Genomic DNA, 20,453 nt, shown 5'->3' on the forward strand with positions numbered 1-20,453 from the left:
CGTGAAGGACACCGGTTCCGAGCTGATCCATGAGGCGGGCGGCGTTGAGATCCTCCGCTACGTCTACCGTCCCGACATGCCCGTCGAGGAGTCCCCCAAGCCGTACTTCCACCCGCTGCGCACCCTGGACGGCGACGTGGTCACGGGTTACCGCCCGCACGACCACCGCTGGCACAAGGGCCTGCAGATGACCGCCTCCCACCTGTCCGGGCAGAACTTCTGGGGCGGCGGCACGTACGTCCACGACCAGGCCCGCTACATCCAGCGGGACAACAACGGCACCATGCGCCACGAGGAGTGGCTCTCCCCCGGCGTCGAACGGCTGACCTGGTGGACGCGGGCCGGCGAGCGGTGGGTCGAGGAGACCCGCCGCTTCCGCGTCACGGTGGAGGAGTCGTGGTGGCGGCTCGACTTCGCCACCTCGCTGCGCAACGTGCGCGGCGCGGACCTGATGTTCGGCAGCCCGACGACGCACGGCCGCCCCCTCGCCGGCTACAGCGGCCTGTTCTGGCGCGGCCCGCGCGACCTCACCGGCGGCACGATCCTGTCATCGGACGGCAGGTCGGGCGAGGACATGATGGGCCAGAACGCCCCCTGGCTGGCCTACACCGGCAGGCACGACGAGGTGGACCGCGCCTCGACGCTGCTGTTCCTGAGCGAGCCGGGCCAGACGTGGTTCGCCAGGAACGCGTGGTTCCCGGCGGTCAACCCGTCGATCGCCTTCCACGACGAGGTACGGCTCCCGCCGGAGGCCACCCTCGACCTCGCCTACGCCCTGGTCGTCGGCAACGGCGCGTGGGAACGCGAACGGATCGAGGAACACGTGAGCCGGGCGGCGCCGCCGCGCGTCTAAGGAGTATGAAGATCTGGCGCCTCATCCTCTTGCCGGTGCTGCTGCTGGGCCTGGTCGCCGGGCTCGGCCTGCCCGCGCAGGCGGTGGCCGTACAGCAGAAGAAGCTGCTCGTGGAGCTGCGCAGGGAGGGCGGCTTCGCGGGGTTCAACGACCGCGTGAGGGTCTACACCAACTCCTGCGTACGGCTCAGCCGCCGCACCGGCCCGACCGTCGACAAATGCCTGACCAGGGCGGAGTGGCGCACGCTCAAGGCCCACCTGAAGCGGTTGAAGCTGGGCAGGTCGCAGGCCCGCCCGCAGGGGGCCGACTTCCTGAAGTACACCTTGAAGTACCGCGGCCACCGCGTCGTCAAGTACCAGCTCACCAAGACCTGGTCCCCGGTGGTCAGGGACCTGGAGAAGGTCCTGGAGAAGTACTGGGCGCCCGACTAGCTGCCCTGGCGGTGGGGCCGGCTCGGGTCGACCTTGGCGTTGAGCAGCGCGGCGTTGATCATGTCGTAGAACTCCTGCGCGGTCTTGACCTGCGGGTGGGCGAGCATGGCGTTGGCGATGACCTCCGAGCGTGCCTCGGTGAAGCTGGGGTTGTCCTTCTTCAGGCTCTTCAGGTAGCGGGCGGGCTCGTGCGACCAGCCGATGCCCGGGGCGAGGCGACGGTAGAAGGGCGCGAGCGTGTCGTCGAGGTCCTCGGGGCCGACGGACTCCTCCAGCACCTCGACGATGCGGTTGCCGACCTGGTCTTGGGGCGCGTTGTTGTCCCGCATGGCGTAATAAATCACGATCTTGTCGTGTTTGGCGGGGACGCCCTGCTGGTCCTTGCCTGAGGCGTACATCTTGAACTGGCGGAAATATCGTGAGATCTGGGGGTCGGAGTAGAGGCGCGTGAGGTTCCGGCCTATGCGCAGCGCGGCCTCCTGGTTGTTGACGTTGACGACGATGCGCCGGGCCTTGCCGTCCAGCGTGGCGTCGTCGCGGTCGGCGCCGAGGTTCCTGACGCGGAAGTAGCCGCCCCCGGAGTCGAGCACGGCGTCGAAGGCGCCGCGGCTCTGGGGCTTGACCTCGTAGACTCTGCCGCCGTCGTCCCTGAACCGGCGCATCGCGGCCTTGTCGACGCCGCGGTTCAGATAGCCGTTGTCGGCCATGGTGACGAAGTTGTAGACCTTCGTCGTGCTGACGGTGTCCGCGGCCGCCGTGGAGAGACGGCGGTCCTGGCCCTGGTAGAAGCGGTTGTAGACGGCGCGCAGCGCCCGCTTGTCGGCGTCGGAGCTGAGCGTCTGGCGCTCGGTGTCGGTCCAGGCGGGCACCGAGGTGAGCCGCCTGTTCTTGGTCACGCCGCCGCGCGGGCGGCGCAGGTTCGCGGCCGGGGTGGTGCCCGTGCTGCGGCGGCGGGTACGCGTGTTGTTGTTCCGCCGGTTCCCGGCGTTGCCGTGGGCGGGCATGGCGCGCCTCCTTCTACGGTGCCCGAAAGATTTACAGTGCCCGGTAGGTCAGGACGAGGCCGAGGCCGGCGAGCGCGGTCTTGTCGCCCTCCAGCACCAGCGCCCAGGGGGCGCCGAGGCCGAGGCCCGGGGTGCGCACCGGTTTGCCGTGCTCCAGCGCGAAGCGCGGATCGCCGTTGACCAGGAAGCGGGCGGCGCCGCCGTCGAGGTCGTAGCGGGCGTAGACGCCGGTGATCTGACGGCCGCTCATGCCGGGGAACAGCTCCGGCGTCAGCGGCAGCGTCAGCCCGCGCGTCTCCTCGCCGGCCATGAAGTCCTCCCACGAGGCGGGGAAGTCGGCGGGCACGTCGAAGAACCGGGCGGCCGGGTACGGGCGCAGCATGCCCCTGACCGCGTTGGCGAAGACCTCCCCGCCGGGCAGGGCCGTGTAGCGCAGAGTGATCATGACGTCGGCCAGGTCGGCCGGACGCCGGCCGGACAGCTCCAGCCGCCAGGTGGACACCGCGCCACAACCCTCGAAGGGCAGGTAGCGGTCGTCGTCGTAGCGCAGCTCGAACAGGCCGTTGTTCTCCATCCCCGCCTGCACGTGCGACAGCGCGACCTGCTGGCCGGGCCGCCAGTCCGCGCGCAGCGTGGCGGGCGGCGCGCCCTTGGGATCGAGCAGGTACGCGACCGCCTTCGGGTCGGGCTCCTGCACGGTACGCCCGGACAGCTGGGCGAGGGTGGCGTTGACCGGCTCCGCCGCGTCGAAGGCGAGCGCGATCGTGCGCACGCGCCGCCGGTAGTGTCCGGGGAAGTCTCGGTCGAACATCGCCTCACCGAGCGAGAACTCGCACCTGCCGGTGTCGCGCAGGCTGAGCAGCGCCAGCGGGTCGAGGTCGAGCAGGGAGACCTGCCTGGTGATCTCCAGGTCGCGGCCGGCGCCGTCCAGGTAGGCCTTGCCGAGCCGGTCCAGGTCGAAGGCGAGGCTGTCGCCCGCCATCAGGCCGCCGCGCCTGCTGTCCCAGTAGACCGGCCGGATGTACGGCTCGCCCTCCCCGCCCCGCTCGTACCGGTAGGCGCGCTCGGCGGCGCGGGCCAGCTCGTGGGCCAGGTGGTAGGCCTGGAAGTACATGCCGGCCAGTTGCCCGGACATCCACTGGTACAGCTGCGCCCCGGCGAACTTCCCGGTGAGGAAGGAGGCCACGGCCCGCTGGTGGGCGAGGTCCTGTTCGAGGATCTCCAGCTCGCGCCGGGCGGCGCCGAGCCTGAGCTTCTCCGCGGCGATCTGGTGCCCGAGCTGGGTCAGGTCGCTCTTGGCCAGGCCGAGCTGCAGGCGCCAGTCGTCGCTCGCGCTCTCGTGCTCCGCGCGGACCCCGAGCAGCTCGCCGACCACACTGAGCCCCTCGCCGAGCGTCGTGGAGATCTCGGCGGTCTGCTCAAGTGCGCCGCCGAGCTGGTCGCCGCCGTACTCCAAGCCCATGATGAACGGGCCCACGAGCGTCTGCGGCGCCCCGGTGACCAGCGCGGCGGCGATCTTCAGCCCGCTGCCGGCGAAGTGCATCGCCGCCGCCGCGGCCATGACGTCGAGCTGCGCCCGCTGCGTAGGCGTGAGCCCGGTGGTGAGCAGCCGCTCGTAGTGAGTGGCCCGGTCCTTGGCGGAGGCCCTGCCCGCCTCCAGCTCGTTCAGGGTCTCGGCGGCGATGCCGACCTCCGCCTCCTTGATCGCGCGGGTGAGGTCGAGGATCGTGCCCTGCTGCCGGTTGTGCAGCAGCGCCAGCTCCTCGGCGTCACGCCGTTCGAACGCGCCGAGCAGGTCGGCGCCGAACTGGCGCAACTTGTCGGCCAGCTCCTGCGCCTTCCTGAACACCACGGGGAAGCGGTGGTGCGGCACCGGCGCCGTGAGCGCCGCCGCCCCGGCCCCCGCGGCCGCGCCGTTCGCGGCGGTGCCGCGCACCAGCGCCATGACGTCGGCGGGCGGCTCGAACAGCGGCAGCGGCTGGGCGATCCCGTGGATGTTCAGCGACCGCCTGATCTTGCGCAGCCGGTCCTCCACCCGTGTCCAGTACGCGCCGAACTCGGCGTTCTCCGGCACGTGGAAGTACGGCTCCGCCACGCCCGCGTGCACCTCCCCCGCCTCCTTCAGCAGGCTGCCGCCGGCGGTGAGCTCGGCGGGCGCGGTGCCGTTCCCGGCCACCGGCAGCCGCGCGTACGGCAGCGCCGGCGACAGCGCCTTCGGCCCGTAGCCGAGGTCGCGCTCGCCGAGCAGGTCGTGGGCGAAGACGTAGAGCATCCTGGCCTCGTCGACGCTCTCCGCCGTGTGCTGGCCGAACAGCAGGTCGCCCCAGTCGAGCAGGTTGTCGACGTAGGCCATCACGACCCATCGCCGATAGGCGGAGGGCCGCAGCTCGGCGATCGCGTGGGGGTCGCGCGGGTCGTCCATGTAGGCCTTCATCAGCGCGCCCCGGTCGCCCATGAGCGCGTACTGGCGGCCGAGGCGGCCCAGCATGCCGATCCGCTCGCGCAGCCGCCGCGCCGCCTCACGGGTCCGCGGCGTGGTGCCCTCCGGTACGGCCGGCCGTACCGTGGACAGGGTGGCGAGGAAGGCGAGCTCGCGGCCGTCGAGCTCGCGGTGCTGCAGGAAGGCCTCGTGCAGCGGTTCCAGGCGGAGTAGGTGCGGTTCCAGCTCGGCGGCCACCGCGTCCGCCGGGGCGCCGAGTTCGCGCAGGTCGGCGCGGCAGCCGTCGACGAGCGCGCGCACGTCGGCGGCCAGGAACGGCACGAAGCGCCAGTGCCCGCCGGGCTCGGTGGGGTCGAAGACGTACTCGTACCAGCGGCGGGCCTCCTCGAAGTTCTGGGCGCCGTTGAGCGCCTGCGCGATGAGCATGGGCGCGTGGAAGAAGATCTCCCAGTAGTACAGGCCGTTGGCGCTCTGGAAGTCGAGGTGTGTGCCGGCCGGCACCCCGGAGGGGAACATCTCGCCCTTGACCTTGATCGTGGTCGGGGTGGAGGCGTCGTCCGGGTCGGCGCTGAAGGCGGGCAGCTCGTCGGTCTCCTGGGTCTCGGGGTCGAGCAGGGCCGGGACGCCGCCGGTCAGCAGCCGCCGGTTGAGTTCGTAGGCGGTGCTGGAGGTCAGGCGGACGATCTCGTGCGGCAGTGCCGCCCACTCGTACGGGCGCGGGATCGGCACGCCCTTCGGGTAGGCGGCGTAGGACTCGCCGGTGAAGACGTAGAGCAGGTCCTCGGCGTCGAGCACGCCGGAGATCGGGCCGGGGGGCAGCGAGCGCCAGTTCTCGCTGACGGGCAGCAGGGGCCGGAGCGTGCCGAGGTCCTGGCCGGGGCGGAGCCGTCCGTAGAGGGGGCCGGAGAAGACGTAGCGGCGGAAGACGGCGTTGACCCGCGACGGGATCGGCTTGGGGTAGCCGGCGTCGACGTACTCGGGGACGCCGCCGCCCGCGGGCAGCGTGTAGCGGACGACCTCGAGCTGGGAGGTGAGGTAGAGGAAGTCGCCCTCGACGTAGGCGGATTCGACCGTGCCGCTCGAGTCGACGGCGGTCACGACGCGGCCGAGCTCGCGGGTCGGGCGGGTCCGGTCGCCGTCGGTGTAGGTGCCGGCCGCGTTGTCGAAGACGTACGTGCGTCCGCCGAAGGAGAAGGCGACGCGGTCGTCGGCGTCGTCACGGCCGCTCACCGCGCGCAGGAAGCGCTTCACCGGCGGCTCCGAGCGGCGGCCCGGCAGCGGGATGAGCGTGCCGAGCGCGCCGGATCGGGCGTACCCGTCCTGCGCCAGGAAGTGCTCGGTGTCGCCGGGGCCGCTGAAGGCGGCTTCGACCTTGCGCCACTGCGGGAGGTTCTCGGTGTTGCCCGCCAGCGGCAGGGGGTAGCGGGGGTCGAGGGTGCCGAACGTGCGGCCGGTGTAGCGGTAGTACTGGTCACCGGAGAAGAGGAAGACCTGCTCGCCGCGCACCAGCACGGCGTCGACGACGCCGGTTCTGAGCAGGTTGGTGGCGACGACGCCCCATCGGCCGGAGGTGGGCTCGGGGCCCGCCTCGCCGTTCCGGGACAGGACCGTGTAGCGCTTGGCGCCGTTGTCGAAGAAGTAGCGGTCGCCGGAGGAGGTCACGAAGCCGGCGTCGATCCGGTTCCAGGCGGGCAGCTCGCCGGGGGCGGAGTTGATCGGCCGCAGCCGCGGCTCGTCGCCGGGCACCGCGGTGATCGGCCGGCACAGGAAGCTGCCGCCCTTGTGGTCGACGCTCAGCCACGGGCCGTCCTGCGACCCGACGGGCATGCCGAACGGCACGACGCCCTCGGCGGCGACCCGCTCGTCGAAGATGTTCACCGGTTCCGCCGCCTTCGGGGGCGGGGCGACCGCCACGGTGGCGCGGCTGGCGTACAGCTCGGGCGTGAGCACGAACGACGAGCTCGTGGCCTCGTCCCCGGCCTGGTAGAAGCAGGTGATCACGATCGTGTCGTGTTCGCCCGCCGCCTGTCCCGGCACCGTGCGCGAGGCCTGCACGGACAGGGAGACCCCGGTGACCGGCTCGTCCCGCAGCTCCTCGACCGGCAGTTCCTGGGCCGCGACCCATTCCTCGGTGAGGTTGGAGAAGGAGTAGCGGATCCTGATCCGGTAGGACGGCGGCGGCGCGCTCACCTCCCGCTTGCCGTCCTTCGGCTCCTCGGAGATGGTGGTCGTCGCGGTGACCGGCGGGGAGACGGTCTCGACGACCGGCCAGAAGACGAAGATCCGGCCGAAGGCGTGCACGGGGTAGACCTTCTCGACGTCGATCTGCACGCCGGCCTTCTGCCAGGGCTGCCAGGTGGCCGACAGCCGGTCGCGGTCCCTGAACTCCGCGGTCCGGCAGTAGTAGCGCATCGGCGCGGTCCTGGTGCGGCCGAACAGGACCAGCCGCCGCTCGCCGGGCAGCGCGCCGTCCGCGGTGTAGACGTAGCCGCCGGCGATGGCCAGCCGCGAGACCTCGGTGTACTCGTCCAGGTAGCGCTTGTAGGCGCGCCGTACCCCGTCGTCGGTGATCTCGCCCTGGAGCAGCTCGTCCTCCAGCACGCGGAAGGCGGGGGTCTTGCCGCCGCGCAGCTCGGGCCGCAGGTAGTTCTCCGGGTGCAGGAAGACCTTGCGGTTGGCCTCCCAGAGCCGGTAGTTGCGCATCCAGGCCCACCACGTCCTGATCCGCCGCCTGACGGTCTCGGGCTCGCGCCCGGCGGGCAGGCTCACCTGTTCCAGGTCGAGCAGGTAACGATGCAGGTAGAGCTGGGTGGCCGCGATCGCCTCGCGCACGGGCGAGGTCCGGCCCGCCGCGCCCATCTCGACGTCGATGAGCAGCCGCTCGAACAGCTCCTTCGGGGTACGGCCCGCCGCCACGCAGGCCAGGAGCGCGTCCCGCCTGAGCACGTTGAGCTCGTCGCGCACCGTCGCCGACAGCGTGGCCCAGCCGGGCCCCCGGGCCAGCAGCCGTTCCAGCGCGTCGCCCGCGGCGCCGAGCTTTCCTGTGCGCATAGGCTCCCAGATCTCGGCGTGCAGCCGCGACGGCGGCGTGCCCATGCGCCCGGCGACGGTGAACAGCGTGTCCAGGCGCAGCAGGAACTCGATCTCGAAGCGCGACTCCTCGGCCGTGACCGCGTGCAGGAGCGCGGTGTTGCGCCGGGCCCAGCGCACCTCGTCGAGGTCCCAGCCGAACAGGCCGGACAGGAACGTGTAGGGGTCGGCCCCGCCCTTCTCCAGGAAGTCCGCCAGGCCGGGGCGGGAGCCGGCCATCCGGGCGAAGGCGGCGATCGTGTGCAGGTCGCTCAGCCGGTAGTCGGCCGCGTCGGCCCAGCGGTGGCGTACCTCCTGCGGGAAGGTGCGGTCGATCCTGGCGAAGCCGGGCCCGGAGTAGCGGACGAACCGGTCCTGCTGGAGCAGGTAGGTGCGCTCGTGGAAGGTGAAGGCGGCGTCGGGGCCACGCTCGAAGGTGCCGGGCAGGTCGCCCCAGTCGTCCTGGACCGTGCGCGGATAGCCCGCCTCCACCTGGTCGAGCACGCCGGGACGGTAGCGGACGTACTGCCCGGCGCGGAAGGCGTAGATCTCACCCGCCGGGGTGGCGAAGGCGGCGTCGATCGCGCCGGCGAAGGCGTTGCGCACCCGGCCCCACGTCCCGGCGACCGGGCGGACCCGGCCCTTGTCCAGGTAGTTCTTGCCCTTGAACAGGTAGACGCCGGTCGGCGCGGCGAAGGCGGCGTCGATCCCGTCCTGGAAGTCCGGCGGCAGGTCGCGCAGGCCGGGCAGCTCGCCCGGGAGCCCGGCGGCGATCGTGCGCGGATAGCCGTCGTCCACGTGGGCAAAGGCGGTGCCGGTGTAGCGGACGTACTGGTCGCCGGAGAACAGGAAGGTACGCCCGCCGCTGACCAGGGCCGCGTCCACCCGGCCCCGCTCGGCCAGGACGTTGCGGACCCGGCCGAGCTGCCCGAGGCCGTCGCTGGCCGCGGCCGTCCTGGCGGCCACGTGGCAGGCGCCGCCGGCGAAGACGTAGACGTTGCGCGGGTTCGCCAGCACCGCGTCCACGCGCTCGGTGTCGTCGAACGCCTCGGGCAGGGCGGCGAAGGCCTCCTCGCCGCGCAGGTTCCCGGCGATCGGCCTGGGGTAGCCGGGGTCGGCGTAGCGGTACTCCGGGCCGGTGTAGCGGACGTAGCGGGGCCCGGAGAACAGGTACGTGTGGCGGCCGGTCACCACGGCGGCGTCGATCGTGCCGCCCCCGGCCACGAACGGGTTGCGGGACCTGCCCCACCGCTCGCGGATGGGAGCGGGCGGCTCGCCGTAGCGGGTGTAGTGCTCCTTGAAGAAGAAGTACGTGGCGCCGTCGGCGGCGGTGAAGGCGGTGCGCAGGGCGTCGCCGGGTTCGAGGTCGCGGTCGTAGCCGGGCCAGATGCGTTCGACGGGGCGCGGGTAGGACCAGTGGGCGGCGCGCTCGTCGTACTGGACGCACTGCTCGCCGTACAGCAGGAGCATGGTCTGGCCCTGGAACAGGACGGCGTCGGGGATCGGGTGGCCCTCGACGCGGTAGTGATCGGGGACGTCCCAGAAGCCGGAGTCGGCGGTGACCGGGTAACCGAGGTCGGGTTCGGCGTAGCTGGTGCCCGAGTAGGCGAGGTAGCGCGTCTTGCCGCCCGGGTCGGGCTTCTCGAACAGGTAGGTGGTGCCGTTCCTGACGTAGGCGAGGGCGACGCCGGTCAGGCCGCCCCAGTGGGCGGCGATGGGCTGGGGGTCGGCGTCGGTGACGGTGGCGGCGCCGGTGTAGGAGACGAACTGGTCGCCGCTGAAGAGGTACGTCTTCCCGTCCCGGCCGACGAAGGCCGCATCGACCGTGTTGTCGTGATAAATGCGGTTGTGGGGGTGGCCCCACTCCTCCGCCAGCGGGTACTCCTTGCCCAGCCGGACGTTGAGGCACGCGGTCCCCTTGAACAGGTACGTGGTGCCGTCGGCGCCGGTCAGCACCGCGTCGAGGCCGCCGCGGAAGGCGTCGGGGACCGTGCGCAGCGTTCTCGGGCGGGCGAGATCCCCGTCTCCCGGCGGCCCCGCCTCGATCGCCGGGAGGTGGCGCCACGCGCCGTCCCGCTCGGCCATGATCGCGCCGTCCTCCAGGAAGGCGCAGGTCACGGGGACGCCGTCGTAGCGGCGGTAGAGGGTGTCCGAGACGACGTGGCACCGGTCGCCGCGGAAGAGGTAGACGTTGCGCCGGTCGGCGAAGGCGGCGTCCAGGCCGTCGAGCGGCGTGCGCAGGCCGGACAGGCGCGGCTCGCCGGACAACGCCGACAGGGCGCGCGGGTAGCCGTCGTCCACGACGTCGAAGCGGTCGTCGGTGTAGCGGACGTACTGCCCGCCGGAGAACAGGTAGGTGTGGCGGCGCGGCGTCTCGACGTCGCCGGCCCGTTCGACGACCTGCGTGACCAGCGTCGCGTCCACCCGCCCGGTCCTGGCCAGGGTGCAGTCCACGTTGCCCCAGAAGGAGGCGACCGGCGCCGGGTAGCCGTCGTCCGCCTTGGTGTAGTCGGCGCTCGAATAGCGCACGTAACTCCGCTCGCCGAAGACGTAGGTGCGGCCGTCCATGCCGACGAAGGCCGCGTCGACCTGGCCGAACGGCAGGCTGTCCCAATGCTCCCGCAGCTCGCGCGGCTCCGACCACCAGCGCCGCTTGTTGTCGTGGACCACGAACCGGCCGCCGGAGAACAGGTAGGTGAGGTTGTCGCGGCCGGTGAACACCGCGTCCACGGCCATCGGCTGGGGCAGGTTCCACCAGTTGTCAGAAACCGGCTTGGGGAAGCCCTCGTCGGGGACGGTGTAGTCGCGCCCGGAGTAGCGGACGTACTGGCCATCGCCGAACAGGTAGGTCTTGCCGTCCAGGACGAACGCGGCGCCGACCCGCGTCAGCCCGCCCCAGTCGCCCGCGACGCGCCGGGGGTAGCCGAGGTCGATCGTGGTGTAGTCGGCGCCGGAGTAGCGGATGTACCTCTCGCCGCCGAACAGGTACGTCTTGCCGTCCAGGCCGACGAAGGCCGCGTCGACCTTGCCGTCGCGCAGCGCGGGCTCGATCACGCCCCATCGCTGGGCCGCCGGGACGGGCCGGTCGTCGCCCGAGACGGCCATGCCGTCCTTGAACCGGTGCAGGGTGCCGGAGGCGTCGGCGAAGGCGGCGTCGAACTGCTCCCCGGCGCGGCGCGGGTAGCCGTCGTCCACGTGGACGCCGTCGTTCTCGATGCTGTCGGTGTAGCGCACCACCTGGTCGCCGCTGAACAGGTAGACCTTGCCGCGGTCGGTGTAGGCGGCGTCGACGCGGGTGGCGCCGTCGAAGGCGTTGCGCACCCGGCCCCACGTCCCGGCCACCGGCGTGCCCTCGGCGTGGTCTTCCTGGCCCGTGGGCTCGGCGTCTCCGGTCGTGACGTGCCAGGTGCCGCCGGTGAAGGTGAAGGTACGGCCGTCGCCGCCGTAGAACTGGGCGTCGATGCCCGCACCGGCGGCACGGGGGAAACCCTCGTCGGCGAAGCCGTAGTCCTGGTCCGAGTAGCGCACCCGCTGGCCGCCCGCGACCAGGTGCACCCGGCCCGCCGCGTCCACGTGGGCGCTGTCGATCCTGGCGGGGTCGTCGAAGGCGTTCGCGACCTTGCCCCAGTGCTGCTCCCTCGGCACCCAGCGGGTGCTGCCGGGCCGGCGGGTGAAGGAGCGGGAGACCCGGTCGGGGCCGTGCGCGACGATCCACTCCTCGCCGTCCGGCAGCGCGAAGGCGGCGTCCACCGCCTCCAGCCCGGCGAAGCGGGGTGACAGCTCGCTCAGCGGGTGCGTCACCTCGTCGGTCCTGGCCAGGGTGGCCGCGGAGTAGAGCAGGTAGTGGTCGCCGGCGAAGACGTAGACGTGGCCGTCGGAGCTTTCCAGGAGCGCGTCGAAGCGCTCGGTGCCCGGCGGCAGCACCAGCGGCTCGGGGAACTTGCCGACCAGGTCCTGGTCGTGGAAGGCGACGGCCACCTCGGCCGGGTCCAGGCCGAGCTTGGCCGCCAGCAGCGCGAAGCGCCTGACGCGCCGGTGCGTCAGCCGGAACCGGGTGTCGGCCGCGCCCTCCAGCGCGGGCGGGACCAGGATGTCGAGCGCCTCGTCCATGCCGCCGGCGACGGCGGCGCAGATCGCCTGCGCGGTGTCCGCCGGGACGCCGAGCGCGTCCTGGAGCACGTCAGCCAGCGCCGCCCGCTGCCGCCCGGCCTGCCTGGCCAGCGCCGCGCCGACCTCGGCCATCGCCGCCGCCGTTTCCGTCGCCGCCGTGTGCAGCAGGAAGAACACGTCCTTGGCGTAGTCCTCCAGGCCTTCGAGCGTGAAGTCGAGCGCCGCGGCCACGTTGCCGAAGAAGTCCAGCCGCTCCAGCGGTACGGCCAGCCCGTCGTCCACGTCGCCCCGCTCGACGAGCAGCCCGATCAGCCCGTCGCGCTCGCCTTCGTCGAACCCCAGCTCCGCCAGCGCGGCCGGATCGAGCCGGTAGGGCCGCTGCCCGGCCCTGATCTCCTCCAGCCGGGTCCGGGCCGTCGCCACCTCGGCCGCGGTGAACCCCACCGTCAGCCCCGGCGGCTCGTCCGCCGGAGCCGTGCTCTCGGCGTCCAGGACCCACAGGGGCAGGCCGTCGCCGGGGGCGGGAGGCTCGCGCAGCGCGGCGGTCAGGGCGTCCAGCACGCGCTGGGCGGCGGCCTCGTCGGCGACCTGGGCGAAGTCGTCGGCCGTGAAGGTGAACAGCTCCGCCCGGAACGCCGCGATCTGCCCCTGCACGGCGTCGAGGATGGCCCGCCGGTGCGGGTAGAACTCCAGCGCCAGCGTGAAGTCCGCCGGTCGGAGCCGGGCCAGCGCCGCCTTGTCCGCGTAGACGCCGTCCGCGTCCAGGTAGCCGTTGAAGCGCAGGCTCGGGAGGGGGTCCTGCCCGCCGTACAGGCCGAGTTCGGCGGCCAGGGGCTCGGTGGCGAACCGTTCGGCGCGCTCGCGCAGGACCCCGAGCACGGCCGCCTCCACGTCGCCGAGCCCGGCGTTGACCTCGACCGGTCCCAGCACGCTCCCCTCGGTGTCGACGACGCCGTTGAACAGCAGGTTGTCGTACAGCTCCGCCCGCTCCGCCTCGGACAGGCCGGGCAGGCCCGCCAGGTCCGACGGGTACAGCCGCCCCTCGCCCGCCTCGGCCAGCGCGGCGACGGCCTCGGCGTGCGCGCCGAAGTCGCGGGCCAGGGGCCGGTCGCCGGCGGGCTCGGCCAGCAGGCCGCCGTCGGCCAGGCGGCCGGTCAGGACCAGGTTCGTGAAGATCTTCCCGGCCAGCCGCTCGCCCAGGCCGAGCCCGGCGAAGTCCTCCTTGGTGATCACCGCGAGGTCGTGCACGGCGTCGTAGGCGGCGGCGCGTACCGTGGCCGGGTCGAGCTTGAGCAGGCGGGGGTCGCGGCGGGAGACCACGCCGTCGTCGTAGGCGGCGAGCACGTCGTGCACGACCTGCGCGGCCCGCTCGCCGAAGCGCTCGCCGGCGAAGACCTTGGGCTCCAGCGCGACCCGGTCGAAGCGCTGGGCGAGCGCCGCGAGCAGCGCCTCCCGCTCGGCCGCCTCCTCCGGCGGCCCGTCGAGCACGGCTTTCAGCTCCCGGCCGCCGAAGCCGGTCTCCCGCATCCAGGTCGCGAGCGCGTGGAGCGTCTCGACCAGCCAGAGCGCGTCGGCGGGCGCGCCGCCCTCCAGGACGCGGTGGAGGTCCTGGGTGCCGGGTCCCCGGCCGCTCAGCACGGGGAAGGCGGTGTGCCGGTCGAGGGCGGGGTCGCTTTCGAGTGCGTCCAGCAGGTCGAAGAGCTCGGCGACGGAGACGCCCAGCGCGCCGGCCAGCAGACCGGCCCGGTGCGGCAGCGTCAGCGCCCGCCAGGTGTCCTGCGGCCGGTCGAAGGGACTGGGATCGGCTTCGCCGTGGCGGGCGCGGTAGCGGGTGACGATCTCGGCGAGGTCGCTCTCCGGCAGGCCGGCGGCGTGCGCGAGGTCGTGCCGGTACTGCTTGTTGTGCGCGCCCAGCAGGTCTCCGGTCCATGCTCCGAGCCCGGCCAGCGCCGCGCCCGCGCCGTACTCCTCGCGGGGTTCCGTGCGGATGGCGGCGGGCGACACCAGCACGCAGAGCTCCTCGACGCTGAGCCCGAACGCCTCGCGCAGGCGGGCGAGCGCCGCGACGACGCGCACCGCCGCCGCGTCCACCCGCGCCTCGTTGCAGGTCCGCAGCGCCAGGTCGAGGTCCGTCAGCGTCCATCCGGTACGGCGGGCCAGCCGCACGAACCGGTTCACCAGATCCAGCCACTCGACCGGCAGGGCCCCTTCCGCCCCGTCCCACAGCAGCCGGGTCCTGGTGGCGTCGACCGAGACCCGCGTCCCTGGCAGCCCCAGCAGTTCCCCGAGCTCGGCGGTGCCCAGCCCGAGCGCGCGCCGGAAACGCTCGGGCTCGTGCAGGTTCGCGACCGGCTCCCGGTTCCCCAGCCCGTACAGCCCCTTGACCCCGTTCGCGCCGGTGACCGGCGTGATGATGACCTCGACGTCCTCGGCGGACAGGCCGAGGTGGAGCCGGGCGGCCAGAGCGTGGCCGCCGGCGCCGGTGAACAGCCGCGCGAACGCGACCGGGTCCACCCCGAGGTGGCGCAGGTGGTTCTTCACCCGTTCGTGGCCGATCGAGAACGGCAGCGCCAGCGGGTGGCGCCGGTCCAGCAGTTCCTCGTCCGGAGGCTTGCCCTCGACCAGGCGCTCCAGCACCCGGTTGACGATGTCGAGGTACGGGACCGGGGTGAAGGTGTTGCCCGCGTCCAGCGGGATCTCGCCCAGGTCGGGCCGCCGGTCCAGGATCGGGACGCGGCCGAAGGCGCCTTCCATGAGCCGGAAGAGCTCGACCAGGTAGGCCGCGGGCGAGCTGACGGTCCGCGCCTCCTCCCCCTCCCGGAAGTCGAGCTGTCCGAAGAGCTGGGCATAACTGGGCAGCGATCCGTCTGCGCGCACGTGATCCCCCTACGTCTGACGCCCGGTGGTCGGCCGACTCATGTTCCGTCGCGGCAGCGGGGAGGGATACTGGCGTTTACGGTAGTTCGGCGAACCGTTCGACGTCCTCGGTGCGGCCCGACACCAGCACCACGTCGCTGTAGACGAGTTCGGTCTCGGCGGTGGCGTAGGTGAACTCCTCGTTCTCGCTCTTGACCGCGACGACGGTCACGCCGTACTTCTTGCGCAGGCTGGAGCGGCCGAGCGGGACGCCGGTGTACTCCTTGGGCGGCCTGCTCTTGATGAGCGCGAAGTTCTCGTCGACCTGCATGTAGTCGAGCATCCGGCCGCTGACCAGGTGGGCGACGCGCTCGCCCATGTCGTGCTCGGGGAAGACCACGTGGTGGGCTCCGATGCGGCGCAGGATCTGGCCGTGCTGCTCGCTGACGGCCTTGGCCCAGATGTCGTCGATCTCCAGCTCGGCCAGCAGCGAGGTGGTGAGGATGCTGGCCTCCAGGTCGCCGCCGATGGCCACGACCGCGCGGTAGAAGTCGGGGACGCCGAGCTGGTTCAGCGTCTCCATGTCGGTGGCGTCGGCGGTGGCGATGTGCGTGATGCGCCCGGCCAGCGACTGCCCGACCTTGGGCCGGCTGTCGATGGCCAGCACCTCGGTGCCGCGCCGGGTGAGCTCCAGCGCGATGGCGGTGCCGAAGCGGCCGAGGCCGATGACCACCACCGGGTCGCTGTTCTTGTCAGCCAACGAGAACCCTCTCCTCCGGGAGTTCGTAACGGCGGGTGCGCTCCTGCATGGCCAGGGCGGTCCCCAGGGTGAGCGTGCCCGTCCTGCCCATGAACATGAGCACGGTCAGGACGATCTGTCCGGCGGGCGAGAACTGCGCGGTGATGCCGGTCGACAGGCCCGTCGTGGTGAAGGCCGAGATCACCTCGAAGAGCACCTGGTCGAGGGCGAACGGGCTGATCACCAGCAGCACGTACGTGGCGACCACGACGACGGCGACGCTGAGCAGGCTGATCGCGATGGCCTGGCGCTGCACGGAGTCGGCCACCCTGCGGTGGCCGATGTTGACCCTCGGCTCGCCGCGCAGCTCGGCCCAGATGACGAACGCGAGCACGCCGAACGTGGTGACCCTGATGCCGCCCGCGGTGCTGGCGCTGGCGCCGCCGATGAACATGAGGACGTCGCTGACCAGCAGGCTGGAGGTGTGCATCTGGCCGATGTCGACGGAGTTGAGCCCGGCCGAGCGGGTCATGGTCGAGGCGAAGAAGGCGGCCAGCAGCTTGCCGCCGTCGTCCAGCGGGCCGAACGTCTTCGGGTTGTCCCACTCGGCCACCAGCAGGAACAGCGTGCCGATCGCCAGCAGCGCCAGCGAGATCCAGACGGTCAGCCTGGTCATGATGGACCACGAGCCGGGACGCCGCCAGGTGCGCATGAGCTCGAAGACCACCGGGAAGCCGAGCCCGCCGACGATGACGGCGGAGGAGGCGGTCAGGCTGATCCACGGGTCGGCGACGAACCTGGTCAGGCTGTCGGGCCACAGGGCGAACCCGGCGTGGTTGAAGGCCATGATGCTGTGGAAGACGCCGTAGTAGGCGGCCTGGCCGAACGGCTCGCCGTACCCGATCATCCAGCGCCCGGCGAGGACGGCGGCGAAGACCGCCTCGCAGGTGAGGCTGAACACGACCACGCGGCGCGCGATCGAGCGCACGTCGGCGACGCTCAGCATGCTGGTCTCGGCCTGGGCGAGCAGCCGGAAGCGCACGCCCACGCGGCGGCCGACGAGCACCGCGAACAGGGTCGCGAACGTCATGATGCCGAGGCCGCCCACCTGCACGAGCCCGGCGATGACCACCTCGCCGAAGACCGACCAGTGCGACTGGGTGTCCACGATGGCCAGGCCGGTGACGGTGACCGCGGAGGTGGCGGTGAACAGCGCCTCGACCACGGTGGCGTCGGGGCCGACGGTGGAGATCGGCTGCATGAGCAGGAACGTCCCGGCGAGCACGAGCAGGCCGAAGGAGGTCACCACGACCTGGGCCGGGTGATGGAAGCGGGAAAGGACGGCGGCCGTCCAGCGGGCACGCCTGCTGAACGCCATCACGGCCGGCTTCTCGCCCCGCGTACGCCCGGCCGGCCTCCCGTCGCCACCATGGCGCCGATCCTAGCCACTTCCCGGCCGTCCCCTACCGCTGGGTGAGGCTGCTCTCGGGCTTGTCCGCACCGGCGCCGCCCGTGCCGCCGCGGCGCACCAGCCTGACCACGTACGGCCCGGCCAGCACCGCCAGCACGATCACCCCGGCGGCCCTGGCCAGCCCGGCGTACCCGAGCCACGACACGATCGTCCCGGCGGCCAGCGCCCCGGCGGCGGCGGTCAGCTGCATGAGGAAGTCGGAGGCGCCCTGGGCCATCGGGCGGCGCGGCACGGGGATGGCCGTGGTCAGCACGATCGACCCGGCGATGAACCCGGCCGACCAGCCCGCGCCCAGCAGCACGAGCCCGGTCCCGACCACGACCGGCCCGTCGCCCGACTGCAGCACGACGGCCGCGGCCACCTGCAGCAGCAGTCCCGCCACCAGCAGCCGCCCGGGCCCGATGCGGTCGGCCAGCAGGCCGGCCAGCGGTCCCGGCAGGAACATCGCGGCCACGTGGAAGCTCACGACGACGCCGATCACCTGGAGGGTGGCGCCGTGGTGGTGCAGGTGGATGCCGGCCATGTTCATGAGCGCGATCATGACGGCGTGCACGGTCACCATGCCCACCAGGCCGTGCCGGGCGGCCGGGATGGCGAGGACGGTGCGCACCGCGGTCCGCAGGGGAACCCGCTCGGGCGCGGCGACCAGGCTGAGCGGGTCAGGGCGCAGCCCCAGCGCGACGACCAGGGCCCCGAGGACGAGCAGCACGGCGGTCACGACGAACATCCCGGTCATCGGCGGCAGTCCCGGGATGACGCGGTCGGCCAGCGGGATGAGCAGCGGCCCGGCCACTCCCCCGGCCAGCGCGGCCCACTGCAGCAGGCCGAGCGCCCGGCCCGGCCGTTCCGCCAGGTCGGTGGCGGCGAAGCGGGCCTGCAGCCCGGCCGCGATGCCGCCGCCGGCCAGCAGGCAGCCGGCCAGGACCAGGGGGAAGGCGTCGAGGTGGTGGCCGGGCACGATCAGCAGCACCCCGGCCCCGCTCAGCAGGGAGCCGGTGGCGATGCCGGCGCGGCGGCCGTGCCGTACCGCGAGGGCGGCCAGCACGATCGTGAACACCATCGCCCCGAAGGTGATGAGCGCCTGCGAGAGTCCCGCGAGCGTCTGCGATCCGGTCATCTGCTCGGCGAGCAGCGGCAGGACGGGGCTGAGGACGCCCATGACGATGGTGCCGATGACCTGGGAGAAGAGCAGGACAATGAGGGTTCGCCGCTGGACGAGCCTGATGTCGGTCATGTCGTCCATGCTGGGGTGTGACGTGCCTTGCGGCATAGGCGCCTTATGGGGTGGCGGTGGTGAGCTCCTCGGCGGGCCGGCGCAGGCGGCGGAAGGCGGGGACGAGGACCGGCAGGAGCAGCAGCCCCAGCGCTCCGGCGATCATGAAGGTGGGCCCGAAGCCGAGCGCTCCCGCGATCGCCCCCGCCAGGCCGCCGGCCGCGGCGTTGCCGAAGGCCTCGGCGCAGTAGAGCAGCGTGTAGTCGGTCCCGGCCTGGCCCTGGTTGGACAGGGCCATGAACAGGGCGTACACGGTGACCGCGGCGGACGTCACGAACAGGTAGCCGAGCGCCTGGGCGACGATCGGGACCACGATGCCGTCCCCGGCCAGCAGGAGCCACGCGCCCAGCCCCAGCCACACCACCGCCGACAGCGCCAGCGCGGTGAACAGATACCGGTGGAAGCCGAGCTTCACCGTCAGCCTGGGCGCGACCACGGCCCCGGCGATCGACACGGCCGTGACCGCGGTCGCGGCGGTCACCGAGATCGTGGTGTAGGAGGCGCCCTGGTGCACCAGGAGGCTGCTGACCAGCCCGTAACCCATCATGAGCGGCAGCTTGTAGGCCGCCGACAGGGCCAGCAGCCCCCAGGAGCCCTTGCGGCGCAGGAAGCGGCGGATGGAGGCGCGCTCGGCGGCGGGCTCCCCCGCGTCGGCGCTGAAGTGGGCGCGCGACAGCCACAGCGGCGCGAGGCCGGCCACGAGCAGCACCACCAGGCAGGCGACCGTGCCGGGCCAGCCGAGCAGCGCGTAGGCCAGCAGAGTTCCGCTGCCGCCCGCCACCAGGCCGACGGAGAACGCGCCGCCCTGGACGGCGTTGGCGCTCAGCCACCCGCGTCCGGCCAGCCGGGTGACGGCGAGGGCGTCGGTGGCGATGTCCTGGGTGGCGAACAGGATGTTCAGCACGAACAGGACGGCCAGCAGCCAGGTGAAGTCGCGCACCGGGTCGACCGCGAGCAGGATGGCGGCGGCGGGGACGGCGGCCAGCTGGCAGGTCAGCACCCAGCCCGCCCGGCGGCCCGCGCCTAACCGCACCGGCGGCGTGCGGTTGTCGATCTGCGGCGCCCACAGGAACTTCAGCGCCCACGGCATGATGAGCACGCCCAGCATGCCCAACTGGCCGAGCCCGACGCCGGCGCCGTAGAGGATCGCGGGCAGGGCGACGAGGGAGAAGCCCACGGGCACGCCCTGGGCGAAGTAGAGGCCGGCCAGGACGGGCAGCAGTCGGTTCACGTGGTCTCCATGACGGCGTTCAGCAGGCTCATGCCCAGGGGCAGCTCGGTGACGTACTCGATGGTCAGCCCGGCCTGGCCGAGCAGGGCGCGGTACTCGGGCAGGGTGCGTTCGCGGCCGTCGGTCATGACCATCATGTGGAGGTCGAAGGCGGCGGGCAGCAGGGCGTCGGCGCCGGCCACGCGCTCGATGACGAGCAGCCGGGCGCCGGGCGGCATGGCCTTGGCGCAGTTGGCGAGGATGGCGGCGCACTGCTCGTCGTCCCAGTCGTGCAGGACGCGGGAGAGCATGTAGACGTCGCCGCCGTCGGGCACGGCGGCGAACAGGTCGCCGGCCACCAGTTCGCAGCGTTCCAGCAGGCCCTCCAGGTGCGGCCCGGCCGTGGCGATCACCTCGGGCACGTCGAACAGCACGCCGCGGGCCTCCGGTACGGCGCGCAGGACCTCGGCCAGCAGGGCGCCGGTGCCTCCCGCCAGGTCGACCACGGTGCGGGCGCCGGTGAAGTCGTGTTTCTCCGGGACACGGCGGAAGTACAGGGTCCCGGCCGCCATGCCGGCGTTGAACTCGGCCGCCCTGTCCGGCTCGTCCGCCAGGTAGTCGAAGACGGACCGGCCGTACACGTGGTGGAAGCCCTGCTCGCCGGTGGTGACGTTGCTCTCCAGCGCGGCCCAGGAGGCGGTGAAGTAGTCCGAGGCGTACAGGGCGGCCAGCGGGCCAAGCTGGTCGCGGCGCAGCAGGGCGCCCATCTCGGTCAGCGCGAAGCGCTCGCCGCGCCCCTCCAGGATCCCGGCCGCCGCCAGCAGGCGCAGCAGCCGGGTGAGGGCGCCCGGGTGCACCTTCAGGGCCTCGGCCAGGTCCGCGGCGGTGCGCGGGCCGTCGGTCAGCGCGTCGGGGATGCCGAGCCTGGCCGCGACGTTGGTCGCCTGCGCCACCCACCCGCCGGTGAGAATGCGCATGAGCTCGTTCTCGATCATGG

Annotated in this window: 9 protein-coding genes; 2 read left to right on the top strand and 7 right to left on the bottom strand. The window is 72.6% G+C overall.

Annotated features, from left to right (window positions below; translation table 11 throughout):
• Position 1: 1 nt before the first annotated feature.
• On the top strand, positions 2-853 hold the full coding sequence (locus ACFWY5_RS36935) for a PmoA family protein (protein ID WP_379637524.1): 852 nt from the start codon (positions 2-4) through the stop codon (positions 851-853).
• A 5-nt stretch (positions 854-858) separates the two neighbouring features.
• Entirely contained in the window at positions 859-1,284 is a 426-nt protein-coding gene (locus ACFWY5_RS36940) for a hypothetical protein (RefSeq protein WP_379617899.1), read from the top strand.
• On the opposite strand, the gene ACFWY5_RS36945 is transcribed toward ACFWY5_RS36940, so the two are convergent.
• The 7 genes from ACFWY5_RS36945 to ACFWY5_RS36975 form a co-directional block, all read right to left on the bottom strand.
• Complete coding sequence (locus tag ACFWY5_RS36945) at positions 1,281-2,288, bottom strand: T3SS effector HopA1 family protein (protein ID WP_379617901.1); 1,008 nt, start codon at positions 2,286-2,288, stop codon at positions 1,281-1,283. The genes ACFWY5_RS36940 and ACFWY5_RS36945 overlap by 4 nt on opposite strands.
• 31 nt (positions 2,289-2,319) lie before the next feature.
• Entirely contained in the window at positions 2,320-14,784 is a 12,465-nt protein-coding gene (locus tag ACFWY5_RS36950) for a hemopexin repeat-containing protein (protein WP_379637525.1), read from the bottom strand.
• Positions 14,785-14,860: 76 nt separating this feature from the next.
• The gene (locus tag ACFWY5_RS36955) at positions 14,861-15,523 is read right to left on the bottom strand and encodes a potassium channel family protein (protein WP_379617905.1); all 663 of its coding nucleotides are present in this window, start codon (positions 15,521-15,523) and stop codon (positions 14,861-14,863) included.
• Positions 15,516-16,880: a TrkH family potassium uptake protein gene (locus ACFWY5_RS36960; RefSeq protein ID WP_379617907.1), complete on the bottom strand. Its 1,365-nt coding sequence runs from the start codon at positions 16,878-16,880 to the stop codon at positions 15,516-15,518. The genes ACFWY5_RS36955 and ACFWY5_RS36960 overlap by 8 nt, the downstream gene beginning before the upstream one ends.
• A gap of 85 nt (positions 16,881-16,965) precedes the next feature.
• Positions 16,966-18,207 carry an MFS transporter gene (locus ACFWY5_RS36965; RefSeq protein WP_379617909.1) on the bottom strand — a complete coding sequence of 414 codons (1,242 nt, stop codon included), beginning with the start codon at positions 18,205-18,207 and terminating at the stop codon, positions 16,966-16,968.
• A gap of 43 nt (positions 18,208-18,250) precedes the next feature.
• Positions 18,251-19,477 (bottom strand): hypothetical protein, encoded by a 1,227-nt coding sequence (locus ACFWY5_RS36970; RefSeq protein WP_379637526.1) that lies wholly within the window; start codon positions 19,475-19,477, stop codon positions 18,251-18,253.
• Complete coding sequence (locus ACFWY5_RS36975; RefSeq protein ID WP_379637527.1) at positions 19,474-20,451, bottom strand: methyltransferase; 978 nt, start codon at positions 20,449-20,451, stop codon at positions 19,474-19,476. The genes ACFWY5_RS36970 and ACFWY5_RS36975 overlap by 4 nt, the downstream gene beginning before the upstream one ends.
• Positions 20,452-20,453: the final 2 nt, after the last annotated feature.

It is taken from the genome of Nonomuraea sp. NPDC059007, assembly GCF_042740555.1.
GTDB lineage: Bacteria > Actinomycetota > Actinomycetes > Streptosporangiales > Streptosporangiaceae > Nonomuraea.

Bases quoted from the DNA above. Each gene is read 5' to 3' on its own strand.
- ACFWY5_RS36940 (WP_379617899.1), top strand. From the start codon at position 859: ATGAAGATCTGGCGCCTCATCCTCTTGCCGGTGCTGCTGCTGGGCCTG.
- ACFWY5_RS36945 (WP_379617901.1), bottom strand. From the start codon at position 2,288: ATGCCCGCCCACGGCAACGCCGGGAACCGGCGGAACAACAACACGCGT.
- ACFWY5_RS36960 (WP_379617907.1), bottom strand. From the start codon at position 16,880: ATGGCGTTCAGCAGGCGTGCCCGCTGGACGGCCGCCGTCCTTTCCCGC.
- ACFWY5_RS36965 (WP_379617909.1), bottom strand. From the start codon at position 18,207: ATGACCGACATCAGGCTCGTCCAGCGGCGAACCCTCATTGTCCTGCTC.
- ACFWY5_RS36975 (WP_379637527.1), bottom strand. From the start codon at position 20,451: ATGATCGAGAACGAGCTCATGCGCATTCTCACCGGCGGGTGGGTGGCG.